The sequence below is a fragment of the Holdemania massiliensis genome (genome assembly GCF_022440805.1).
GTDB classification, from domain to species: Bacteria; Bacillota_I; Bacilli_A; order Erysipelotrichales; family Erysipelotrichaceae; genus Holdemania; species Holdemania massiliensis_A.
This window is the reverse complement of the sequence record NZ_JAKNTK010000001.1, coordinates 897,747-910,986: the sequence shown is the minus strand read 5'-3', so window position 1 is coordinate 910,986 and position 13,240 is coordinate 897,747. Positions and strand designations below refer to the sequence as shown.

6 protein-coding genes are annotated in these 13,240 nt (G+C 44.8%); all 6 read right to left on the bottom strand.

Annotated elements, in window-relative coordinates; genetic code table 11:
* Positions 1-134: 134 nt before the first annotated feature.
* Complete coding sequence (locus MCG46_RS04075; RefSeq protein WP_240277906.1) at positions 135-638, bottom strand: hypothetical protein; 504 nt, start codon at positions 636-638, stop codon at positions 135-137.
* Positions 639-9,836: a toxin C-terminal domain-containing protein gene (locus MCG46_RS04070; RefSeq protein ID WP_240277904.1), complete on the bottom strand. Its 9,198-nt coding sequence runs from the start codon at positions 9,834-9,836 to the stop codon at positions 639-641.
* Positions 9,811-10,221 carry a hypothetical protein gene (locus MCG46_RS04065; RefSeq protein ID WP_240277903.1) on the bottom strand — a complete coding sequence of 137 codons (411 nt, stop codon included), beginning with the start codon at positions 10,219-10,221 and terminating at the stop codon, positions 9,811-9,813. Before MCG46_RS04065 ends, MCG46_RS04070 begins: the two co-directional genes overlap by 26 nt.
* Before the next feature lie 412 nt (positions 10,222-10,633).
* The gene (locus MCG46_RS04060; protein WP_240277902.1) at positions 10,634-11,191 is read right to left on the bottom strand and encodes an accessory gene regulator ArgB-like protein; all 558 of its coding nucleotides are present in this window, start codon (positions 11,189-11,191) and stop codon (positions 10,634-10,636) included.
* Positions 11,184-12,461: a GHKL domain-containing protein gene (locus MCG46_RS04055; RefSeq protein WP_240277901.1), complete on the bottom strand. Its 1,278-nt coding sequence runs from the start codon at positions 12,459-12,461 to the stop codon at positions 11,184-11,186. Before MCG46_RS04055 ends, MCG46_RS04060 begins: the two co-directional genes overlap by 8 nt.
* Entirely contained in the window at positions 12,458-13,159 is a 702-nt protein-coding gene (locus MCG46_RS04050) for a LytR/AlgR family response regulator transcription factor (protein WP_240277900.1), read from the bottom strand. Before MCG46_RS04050 ends, MCG46_RS04055 begins: the two co-directional genes overlap by 4 nt.
* Positions 13,160-13,240: the final 81 nt, after the last annotated feature.

The window sequence follows — 13,240 nt, the reverse complement described above, 5'->3', positions numbered from 1 at the left end:
GTCTGTTGGATCCGGTTGCATGCTCCGTCATACGCATATGTGGTTACATAGCAGTAGCCACAAACTAAACCTTCGTTGAAGTGTCCATAAAATTTAAAAGCTTTGTGATTGCTAAATATCACAAAGCTTTTAAATTAAATAAATTGATAAATATTAAGACCCAAATCTGAAATGATCTTGTAAATACTTTCTAATGGTATTGATGTATGGACTCCCATCATATAATCATCACCAATAAATATTTTCAATCGATAAGGGACATACAACAGACCTCCAATATCTTCTCTCAATTCCAACCGTACTAAGTCACAGAGCTCCTCTTTGTTTACTATTGTTTCATTTGTCATTTCTTCATAAACTTTCAACATGGATTGAGGATATAGCTCTTTAAAGACCGCATTTTCATTGATATCTTTCCTTAAATCTTTCCAACGGAATACATCCTTAATTCTAAAATACTCTATTCCCATATATGATGCTATTTCTAGCACAGCTCTCACATATGAATCTTCAATTTTTTTATATTCTTTAGCATCTAAAATACATCCGTTATATATTTTCCCAATATCACTTATTGATGTCCATTCCTCCTTTATACTGTTATTTCTAGAATATTTCGTAATAGAATATTTTTTCATTTAATCTCCAATCCTATTTAAATTTGCATCATACGTGCCCATTCTTGTCTTTTTGCTATTTAATTCTTCTGGAGATTTCGCTTGCTTCCACACACCGCCATTGTGAGGTCCACTCCCATCACCACTGCCAACATCCTGGCTTATATATGTTTTCGTTTTTCTGTTATAATAAACAGGTTCTCCAGTTTTAGTTCTATAATTAGTCTTCTCAAATCCTAACTTTTTTGCAGCATCAGCAGATTCTTTAGCTGTCATTCTATGCCATTCATTTTTAGTGTTTTCCTCAATCACTTGATCCCACGGAATCTCTTCCACAAAGGTCTGCTCATTCCGGATTTTAATCTTCTCAAGATAATCTTGGTTTCCTTTGATATTCAGCGGGAGATCAATAACTAAATCTTTTCTGACACTGATCCCCGGCAGCTTCTCTAAATACTTTAGTTCCTTATCCAACGGAATCTTTTCTGCTAGTTTTCCTTCATCTCCAGCATTTAACGGAATTTTCTCAGTTAAGTTTGTCGCTATTCCAAAGAGTGAAATTGCCTCTAAAATACCCTTGATTGGTACATATCGATCAATTACTTTTCCAAATGTAATTGATATTGCAATTGAAACTGTATTTGTTGACTGAATAATATCAGAAACAAAAATACCCGCACTCTTTATACCATTGTTTACTGTTTGCAGAATTCCTTCTTTATTCTCAGAATCTTGCTTCTTTTCTTCCTTTGGTTTTCCGCAATATGCCTGCACACGGTCTTCTAACGATCCGACTACCTCTGGATACTTTTTATTAAGACTTGTGGTTTTCTGAGTTAAGTTATTAATAATTACATTCTTAACCGCTGTGGTTATATTCTTCATAATATCCTTCATCGCGGCCACAAGCGTTTTCTGTTTTTCTTCCGTTTGCTTCTTCAGCAACTCGGCAGCTTGCTTCATAGCTTCCTGATTATTAGGAGTGCTTTTTTTCCCTGAATCGCTATTTCCGGAACTGCTGCTTGTTCCGCCTTTGTAATTATTATTGTTCGTAGTCGGCGTTGAATATTGAATCGCCTTATCATACTTGGCATAGGTCGCTGGTGTTGTTCGAGCGTCAGTCGGGTTGGTTATCTTCTGTGTTGATGCTGGCTTTGGTGGGGTAAAGCTGTTCTTAGGCTGCGTTGTTTTCTTTGGCGGAGTAAACGCATTCTTGACGGTCTGCACCACTTTGTTCACAGCCTTTGCGGCACTGTTCACAGCGCCTTTAATCGCTCCCCAGACACTCCATTTTCCCGTTGGGTCAAAGTATTTGTTCGGGTTATTGCGGCCATAGTTGTACCGGTTCTGGCTTAACGGATCCTGCCAGTCCCCACGATAGCCATCCGCACTGATAAACAATTCTGTGACAGTATCATAATACCGGGCTCTTAAGTACTGTGTTTCATCGCTGTTATGCGCTTCTGAGCGATATCCGTATTCATCACTGCTGCTGACAAACGGATTATACTTCTTATCTCTCCTTCCATAATCACTGTAGCTGTAGGTCGACAGCACTTGATTGGATCCGCTTAACAAGATTGTAACGCTTCCTTGTCCATCATACAAATAGAAATCGTCATTCGTACACAGCCGTTCATTGCCATACCAATACTTCGTCTTCGCATTGTCCTGAGTCTTGACCAGAACCACTGGATTTTCTGCCAGCTCATCATTCAAATACGTGATTGTGGTTGTATTGCCGGTAGCGGCTCGGGTTACTGCTGAAATCTCTGTCTGATGCGTTTCTGTGGCTTCTGACGAGGTTTCTTTCAGCTGTTGGATCAAGGTGTCTATGCTGTCTGTAATCGCTGCTGGTGATGTCGTATAGACCGTATTCGTCCGATCCGCTGTCTGCTGGATGCGGTTGCCTGCTCCATCATACGCATAGGTTGTCACAGTTCCGTCAAAATCCTTCACTCGAATCAGCTGATTGAGATCGTTATACGTATATTCTCTGACCGCGTTGTCATCCCGGCCTTCGCGAATCCGGTTGCCGCGCTGATCATAGCTGTAAGTGAAGTGCGACGTTCCATCATAGTAGGTCTTGATTCGGTTGAAGTCGTCATAGGTTGCCCGATAGGTCACCTGACCCTCTGTCACTTCCGTTTTGTTGCCAGTCAGGGTGATGATAGTCTGGGTTGTCGTTGTTGTTGAACCTTGGGTCTTCACTGTCTTGATTAATTCATCATTTTCATTGTAGCTGTAATCCTTCACCGTGGTTGTTCCGTTGAGCACTTCGGTTTGCTTGCTGACACTGTTAACTGCGTTATACACATACGTATAAGAGCTTAACGTTTTGCTTCCCAGCTTGGTCAGTTGGGTTAACAGATTACCGTTATTGTCATAACTCTTGGTGATCACGACATTGTTGCACATTGATTCCTTGATCAATCGACCCAAGGCGTCATATTCATAATTGGAATAGTGAGAAGCATTGACCGTCTTCGTCATTCGGCCTGCCAGATCGTATTGATAGGTGATGGATGTATTATCCGGATAGGTGATCTTGGTACGGTTGCCATAGGCGTCATACTGATACTGAATCGTCTGGTTATCCCGAGCCACCTTGATCGTATTGCCTGCGGCATCGTAGGTATACTGGGTTGAACCGTGATCATCCGTCATCGAAGCCACGCGATCCAAAGCGTCATACGTGAAGGTGGCGTCCGGTTTGGAAAGCAGGTTCTGATTGGCATCATAGGTATAAGTGATGAGGGTTCCGTCTTTCTGCTTTAACGTTGTCAGATTCCCATTGAGATCATACGTGTACTCTTCCGACTTTTTATCCTCATCCGTCGCCTTGATCAGTTCGCCTGCGGTATTGTAGACATACAGCACTTCAACCTGGTCATAGTATCGGCGGATAACCTTGCCCATTTTATTCAAAGTATAATTGAGCTTAAAGCCGCGGGCATCCTGAACCGAAGTCATGTTACCGGCTGCATCGTAGGTATAGGTGACAAGATGATTGAGCGGATCTTTTTCCTGAATCAGATTATAAACTTCATCATAGACCTTTTCATACCGCTTGCCGTTGGCGTCCACCGTGGCCGTTTCATAGCCGGAAGCATTGTATTCCGTCGTTGTCGTATGATTCAGCGCGTCTGTCGTCTTGATCCGCTGCTGATTCAAATCGTACTCATACAGCGTTGTATTCCCGGTTGGATCTGTTTCACTGAGCACCTGGTTAAAGGCGTTATACGTCCGCGTTGTTGTTTTGGCGTTGTTGACCTTTTCCACCAGGACATTCTGAGCAGCGTCATAGATGTAGCTGGTGGTGATGCCTGCCTCATCTGTCTGCGTGAGCATCCGGTCTTCCGCATCATAAGTATACGTCTGCGTCTGATTCAATGCGTTCTTCCGCAAAATGACGCGGCCGCTCTTATCATACTGCCAGCTTGTCTTATGCCGCAAAGCGTCATAGGTTTCGATTTTATTGCCGATTGAATCGTAAACGTTCTCTTCAATTAAAACATCATTCTGCCATGTTTTTAACAATTGATTATAAGCGTTGTAGCTGTATTTCAGAACAGCGCCGTTCAATTTGGTTTCACTGATCTTCTGATTTTTTGCGTTGTAAACCACGGTTTCAATTCCGCCGTCAGGATAGGTCGTTTTCTTGACATTTCCGAAAACATCGTATTCATAAGCCGTAACGCCGCCAATTTTTGAGGTTTCCTTTACGCATTGATTCAGTGCATTGTACTGCCGCTGAAGCGTATTGCCCTTCGCATCTTTTGTGATTGTCAGATTATCATGGTCATCATAGGTATACTCTGTAGCATAGCCCATCGGATCCACCATCTTGGAAATCAGACCGGCTGGGTTATACACCGTCTGCGTGATGCCGCCTAAACCGTCGGTTTCCTTGATCAGACGGCCGTCGGCATCGTAGGCCCATTGATGAATGGTCTGGTTGTCGACTTTTTCTGTCGTCTTTTGATTCACCGCATTATAAACAGATGCTGTTGTATGGCCATTGGCCGTTACCGACAGAAGGTTGTTTTCACCATCATAAACTGAAGTTGTCGTGTTGCCGTTGCGGTCTGTCAACTGTGTTAAGTTCCCGCGCAGATCGTACGCATAAGTAAGCTTACTGCCATTGATCGTCTCGGTGATGACGCGGTTTAAGGCATCGTAGGCATAAGCCTTAGTATTCTGTAAACTGTCGGTCTGCACAGTCACATTGCCGGATGCATCATAGGTATATTGAGTCGTCACTCCGTGATCCGTCTTCTTTGTGATCTGACCTAAGCTATTAATTGTATAGGTTGTCGTGCTGCCATAGGCATCCGTTTCACTGATAACCTGATCATAAACATCATAGGTATAGGTCTTTTGGATTTCACCGTTGACCTTAACCTGAGTCAGCCGGTGCAGATTGTCCAGAATGTTTTCTGTAACCAATCCGGTCGGCTCAGTAGTCTTAACCAGCTGATCGTAGGCATCATAGGCAAAAGTTGTCGTCAATCCCAGAATCGTCTGTGAAGTCAGATTGCCGTACTGATCATAAACATAACTTTCGATGACTTTCCCATTGCGTGTTTTCTGCGTCAGGCGGCCATGGATATCATACTGAAAGCCGGTCTTGTTGCCTAACGGAGTCGTGATTAAAGTCGTCCGTCCGCGGCTGTCTGTCGTTGTTGTTGTACGGTTGTTCAGCGCATCCTTTTGTTCAATGACCTGATGATTGCCATTGTAGACAAACGTTGTAGTGTGTCCGTTGGTATCCGTTGCTGTAAGGATATTCCCCTGGTGATCATAGGTCCACGTGCGGACTTTCTGATCTGCGCTGGTTTCACTGATGACCCGTCCCATCGCATCGTAGGCATACAGCGTTTCCTGACCTAAGGCATCTGTCATTTTCGTTTTCAGACCCTTGTCATAGGCATATGACGTCGTATGACCTAACGGATCTTTTATGCTGGTCAAGTTGCCCATCGCATCATAGGTTTTTTCCGTCACGCGAATCGTATCGCCGCTGGTCAGCGTCTGTTTGATTTCATGGCCAAGGGCATCATAAGCGTAGACCGTTGTCTGCCGTGCTGTTTCTACGCTGATTCTCTGTCCTTTTGCATCATAAGTATAAGCTATAACATTTCCGGCTTTGTCCGTTGTGGTTAAAACGCGGCCTAAGGCATCATAAGTGGACTGCGTTTCCAAGCCGTCAAAATCCTGGGTTTTAATCACATTCCCCAAAGCATCATAAGTCAGTGTCTTGGTTTGATTGTGAGCGTTGGTTTCCGTCGCCACCCCAAACTGATTATAAGTATAGGTGGTGGTCAGTCCGTTGACCGTCTCAGAAAGGGTTCTTCCGCGGCTGTCTACCGTGCGGGAAGTCACAACTCCGTCAGGATAAGTTGTTTTGATTAAATTCTGATTTTTATCATACGTATAAGCTGTAACATTCCCCAGCGGATCCGTCATTTTTACAACGTTTCCGTATAAGTCGTATTCATAGGATGTCACATTGCCGTTAAAATCGCTTTCTGTCAGCTTATTGCCGGCCGCATCATAGGTCATTGACTGCGTTCCGCCGTCCGGATTGATAATCTGAACGATCTCATTGCGGGCATTCAGCACATGCGTTGTGGTCCGGTTATCCTGATCTGTCGTTGTCAGCAAATAGCCTGCATCATTGTACGTGAAGGTTGAGAAAGTCCCGTCAGGATAAGTGACTTTGCTTACCCGGCCCTGATCGTTGTATTGATAGCTGACTGTGTGATTCAATGGATCAGTTTCGCTGATCAGCTGCTGCTGATCATTGTAAGCATAGGTTGTTGTATGACCTAAAGCATCAGTATAACTGGTCTTATTGTTGGATGCGTCATACGTCCAAGCTTCACTCTGACCCGCTGTATTGCTGAGGGTCAGCAGGTTATTACTGGCATCATAGGTGCGGGTTTCCTTGAAGCCGTCGCTGCGCGTTGCGGTCAGCTGATTGCCTCGCTCGTCATAGGTATAGGCCCAATGAATGCCGTTTTCCAGCGTTTCTTCCGTTAACAGTCCCTTGACAAAAGTCTTTAAAACCTGCCGGCTGTCCGCGTATTCGACCTTGGTCGTCTGTCCGTTGGCATCAAACCAGGTAACTTCTACATTGCCCTTGGCATCGGTGGTCTTTGTTCGGCCTTCAAGATATTCCAAGGTCATGACATTGCCCTGACCATCCACCTGCTTGGTAACGCGATGCTGATCATCATAAGTATTGGTAACGACGAGAGCTTCATTTTGATTGGTCCATGAAATCATGTTGTGAGCTTCATCGTAGGCATACCGGATGACAGCACCGGTCTGATCGGTAAACGATACCAGATTCAGGTTGTCATCATAAGTATAGCTGACATGATCATTTTCCCCTAACTGAATCTGATCGACAAGATGATCCGCATTGTAATGGAACGTCATCGTTTTTCCATCTTTCAGCGTAATCGTATTCGGCAAGCCTTGGTTGTAGGTATACATTGTACTGCGGCCTTGTTTGTCAACAGTCCGACTCAGCAGCCCTGACGAATCGTAAATCCAGGTTGAATCCTGATTGGATAAGATGAAGTGATCGGTATCCCACCTCAGCTGATAAACGGCCGTCAGCGTATTGGTATAAGTTCCGTCATTCTGCTTGGCAAAGTAATATTTTGTTCCATCTTCAAGAATGACGGTCGCTCCGGCATCATCACTGGCGATGCGGGAGAAGCCGCTGAAGGCCCAACCCATGCCAAAAATACTGTAAACCTGGGCAGCACTGCTGTTGTAAGCGCGGGAGAAGGTAAAGTTGTCTTCCAGCACATTCATCGCGAAATCCTGACTTTCCAGAATGAAATTACCGGTATTCAGATTGATTGGCTCAAAGCCGAATTCACATTGCAGATCACGGCCGCGCAAAGCTGCGTCCACCTGCTTTTTCTGGTCTGTTGATAAATCCTCTTCCACATAATCGACATCCTTGTTCTTCTGCGGTTCGCGAATGAACAGGATATTCCCCTGAGTAATCAATTCATCCTGAAGATTGTTATCAGCCATGAGTGTTTCTTTTGAAATTCCGTAGAACGAAGCAATCGAACTGACTAAATCGAAGCCCTTCACCTCATAGGTGCGGAAATATGTTTCCTTGACAGCACTCTTCGCTGTACCTTTGACCGACTGAAACTGCACAGTATAGAGTTTTCCTGGCTCAAAGCTGTCAAAAAACTTCCCGGTCTGATAATTGCTGACTTTCGTTTCATTATAGCTCTGCGCTTTTTCAATTTCCGGGTAGTCCGGATAGCAGTAGAAGTTGTCGATCGCTTCCATCGTTTCAGTAAATTTCACGGTCTCGCCGTCTTTAATCGTCACCGTTGTCTGGGCATGATAAGGAGCCGCCCCGTCAAAACCAACAGCGACCAGATAGGCCAGTCCTTCCTTGAAATCGTACTTAACGAACGGCCGGACATTCCAGGTAAACTGATTGACATCTGTCATTGTCACATCCGGACTGTCATAATACTCCGCTTCAACATACGGTGTATTCTCCCCAGTACCTGTAATGTAATAATATTCGGAAGCATACATTTCCAGATAGCTGGATTCCGGATCCTCCAGGGTCAACAGCACGCCGTTGTTCGGCTTATTGTTTTCCGCTACGTCTTTCACATAAGGCGTGATATCGAGCGAATGCATCCAGCAGCCTTCCCATGTCCAATCACCGGTAAAGCATTCAAAATTCGACGGCATGTTTAAATAGGTTGCTTTGGAAATGTCATAGGTTCCCGGAATACTGCAGGCCAGCAGTTTATTTTCGGTTCCCGGTTTGGTCTTTCCCTGAATGATATTCAGCGTTGCATTTTTGATGTATTTGCCTTTTAAGACTTCATTCATGCGGTCATTGTTGATCTTATAGAAACTGAAAGAATGTGAATACCGCGGATGATTGCCGACGAACAAAAAAGCGTCGTCATAGTTTTTCAAAACCCAGCCATCCGCTTCCATATTCGGATTGCCTAAGGTTTTCGTCGGCCGGCTTTGCGAAACGCTGACGTCGGTTCCATTATGGGCATAGCCAAAATAGTTTGGATCCATGACAATCGGATAGACTCGTTCCTCGCTCATCAGCCAGCTTTCATCTACGCTGTAATGAACTAGTCCGTCTTCCAGAACGACGGTGATTTCAGCGTCGCTGCCCGCGGCGTCTTTCGCTTTGGGAGCGCGGATCAGCATGGATAGCTGTTCGTTCTGATCCACCACGACCAAACCATGTTCATCCCCCTGCATGACCGTGCCGTTTTCCACACTGATCTGACTAGTAAAGATATTGGATTCTGGCTTTTCATAGAGTACGAGTTCTTCTTCCACCCAAGCCGGCATCACGGTATAGCGCAGATTGATTTGATTCTCCATTGGATAAATCAGCTGCGCACCCTCAGCCGTGGGTTCGCCAATTTGCTTCAGCTGCGGGATAACAGTCACACGGACTTCGTCTTTTTCCAGAACGATGCCGGTTTTGGAATCCGCCGGATAGTAGCTGCGGACTACATTGGTTCCATTCTGAACAAAATAACCAGTGCTGTCCTCACTGAGCAGGTTGACGGCCGGAGTCAGCTGCGTGTCAATCGGCGCAAAACCATCAGCAGTTTTATAATTGCGGATGACGCCCATGACCATTTTCTTCAGATTCTGGTCTTCTTTACTGGTATAAATCACCGTGCGTTCATCCACAATTTCCGGATCCGCATACTCGCTTTGCTCGGCCTCGCTGATATTGGTATCCGTCTGTGTAAATTCCAGCGGCGCTGCAGACTCTGTTGCTTCGCCCGCGGTTGGTGTCGGCATCAGCGTCGGCTGAGGTGTTTGTACAGGAATCTGCGTTGGTTCTGCCGAGGGTTCAGCCGTTGGCTGCGCAGTCGGCTCCTCCGTTACTTCCGGTGTTTCAGTCGGCTGGGGTTCAGCGGTTGCTACCGCACTGGGAGTGGGCTGAAGTTCTTCACCTTCTGACGACTCATTTTGATTTTCTGATTCTTCCGAATCTTCGTTGTTGACGGGATCATTTTCGGTAATATCAACGTTGTAGTAAGGTCCTGTCTGGTTGTATTTTTCAATGATTCTGCGCTCATTGACTGCCCGGATCATATCCGTGTTCTGTATCAGCATACAGAAACTGAACAGACAGATCATAAGCTTTTTAATTCCACCGCTGAACGATTTCATTTAATTTTTCCCCATTCTTTCCTGCTTCAGATTTTAGTTTTTCCAGTTCATCAATCGCTTTTTCTGTGTCTTGATGTTGTAAGGCCTTAGCGATCACACAGACTTGCTTTCCCATTGTTTCATAGGCCTGTGCTAAGCCTGCGACTTCCTCGTCGCTGCCATGGTAAGTCTCCTCTGGTTCACTCCATTGCTCGCCGATTGCACTAAGCTGTGCCAGCCAGTCCGGCGACTGCGGCTGACCATTTTCAAATAAGGCGGTCAGCTCAGCCTGGCTTTTCTGCAGCGTCTGCAGATATTGCTGCTCCGCGCTCATTTGCGTTTTTGACTGGCAGCCGGCAAGCAGACAGAGTATCAAAATCAGAAGTAATCCTCGTTTTCCCTGCATATCGGTCTCCTTTTGGGCATAATAAAAGCGCCTATGAGAAAATCATAGGCAGAAAGAGAAATGAATTGTTCTGACCTTCAGTGAATGAGAGCGGACTTTTGCGCATCTGCACCGATGATCAATTCCCTGTTCTTTCCCCTGTTGTTGAAAATTCCCTGATTAGTCTTCTTCCGGTTGGTACCAGCCCCATTGTGAAATTGTCAGCTTGCTGATTGCAGCCATTGCTAAAACGAGCATCGCCGCAGTTTTCCAGAAACGCTGTCTCATGCTTTTCTCCCCTTTCTTTCCATTTGATAATTTTATTATAGAAAATTTTACGGAAATGTCTTTAGTTTGGGAACCAATAGGCAGTTTTTGGGAGCGAATAGACATATTTCGACAAATTTAAGGCTTAGCAGAAAAAAAGACAGTTTCACTGCACTGTCTTCTGAGCCAAAGCTAAAGATATGGCGCTGGCAGTTAGGGAGCAGGCAATAATCCGCCCCATTCCCTGATTGATTGCCAGCAGTTCAATCACTGAGAAAATACCGCAGATACTGGTTAATATCCGACTTAACCGCCGTGCTCGCTGACGATCCTGTTCGGTTTTACGGCGTTTGTAGCGCATGTCCGGAGCCCATTTCCAAATGATGCCCAGGGATAAGAGATCAAGCAGGACATAAAATCCAGGATTAGGGATGAACTGTGTGAGGGCAATGCATCCGAAACAAACGCTGTGGGTCACAAGCAGACAATGGGAAAAGCGGTGCAGATGGATTCCGCCGGTAAAGGAACGGACTGCCACCAGACTGAACATAAAAACCAGCATTTCTTGAACACAGTTGAAGACCAAGGCAATGCCGGTCATGCACAGGATCAGAATTCCTTGAATTAATAAATTCTCGATGCCAAAGCGCAGATCATTCTCATTCACAGGTTCGTTCAGCTGTCCGTTGAGCCAGCGGGCCAGCTTTAAAGAAAAATTACGCATGTTTTTCCTCCTTCGGCAGTAAAATCCGGACTTCAAAACGGTCTGAAGCCAAGTGAAAATCAAGCTCGCCTTCAGCCTGCTTCACAATCGTGCGGATACTCTCAATTCCATAACCATGTTCTTTCCAATCCGACTTTGAACTTCGTTTTAGATTGATGCGTAGATTCGGTTTAACCGAATTGATTAACGTCAGATAAATTGTCGTTTCATCTTCTTTAAGATAGAGTTTAATTTCTTTCTGCTGTGACAGCTTTGCGGCTTCCACAGCATTGCTCAGCAGATTGGAAATTAAAATACAGGTATCGACTTCCTTTAACGGCCATTGTACGCGGCCGGTTTCCAGATGAAACTGAAGATGGGGCTCACTCTCTATCGTTCGATTTAAGAGACTGTCAATGATTGGATCTCCGGTATGTTCCTTCCTTGAGATATCCTCTACCGTTTTCATGGTTGATCGAATGTATTCAAGAGCTTCCAGGCTGCGTTCCTGTGATAAATATAATTCAAGCAGCCCCAGCAAATGTTTCAGATCATGACGCTGCTTACGGTACTTCTCCTGATTTTCCAAGGTCTCCGCAAGCCATACTGCTTTCAGCGTATTGCAGTTATGTTCAATCTCAAGCCGTTTCTTACTTTCCCGCATTTGACGATATTGCAAAAACACCCAATTCATCAGCACAAAGAATCCAAATAAAGCTGCGCTGAGCGCGGCCGAGAGAATCCGAATTCGCCGGTCATTGAAGGTGCAGCAGATCAGATAATTAAAGAACACGCAGAGAAACAATAAAAGACAGCTAAACCGAAACATCCAGCTTAAATTTTCATATCGGAGCAATTCCGGTTTTTTCTTCATCAGGACAATCGGCGTCAAAATCGCCAGTTTATTAAAATAACCACCCAGCGTTCGCAGCCAGTTCTCCTGCATCAAGACTTCGATCGGGATTTTGGCACTCAGCGTTAAAACCTGAAACGAAATCACTGAGAGGATTCCTTCTGCGATGTAAAACAACAAAACTAAAATTCCTAGGTTCACGGTTTTCCCTGTGAAGGCTAAACGAATCATGATCATCATATTCAAAAACATCAGAAGAACCAGTAAAGTTGGATCAGCCATCCAAAATTCCATCGAATATTCAACAGCGGCAAATCCCAGCAGGGACAAAAGCAGGACTGGAAGGGAAACCCGCAGGGCAAAGAATTTCTGCACCAATAGGGTGACGCTGAGCATTTCAAGCAGGCAAAAACTGAATTCGATCACAAATGCATTCATACCATCACCTTATAATCTGAAAAGCGCCGAAGAACCTCCGCCTTCTGATACTTGCTGATCATTAAAGGCTGACTTAGTCCGCGGATAAACAAGGTATTGGCTTTGATTTTTTCCACATTCATTAAGTTCACGACTTCCGATCGGTTAATCTGAACCAAGTGTTCACGCATTGCCAGCGCACAGACCGCATCGTTTAAAACGCGTCCGCGCAATTCATATTTTATCCCGCCCTGCAATGTCAGTGTTACCTTGCGGTTAAAACAGCTGAGCATTAAAATCTGATCGCGGCGAATTGAGATTTTGCCTTGTGTCGTTTCCACTGTCACCTGACGATAGGCAATTTCCTCGTTGATCTTAGTGATCATTCCCGCCAGCTGTTCCTGGAGTTTTGACTTGACAAGAAAGCCGATCACATGAAAACCGAACGCTTCCGCCATATAGTGTTCCTCGGCTGTAACATAAACAATCAAGGGGGAAACGGGCTGTTCCCGCAAAGCTTTCGCCACAGAAAAACCATCAATATTCGGCATTTCAATGTCCAAGAATAAAACATCAGAAGCAATTTGACCGAGTGTGGCGATTAATTTCTGCGGATCATTATACGTCTTAATTTCACCAAATAGCTGAGTCTTTTCCAGTTCGCCTGACATCATTTCAAGAAATTCCAAATCATCATCTACAATTGCTGCTTTTATCATGATCAACGCCTCCCTTAGGTCGTCATTATCCTTCCTTATTTATAACACAAACGCTGAGCGACTACAAAAAAAGCTGGGCTG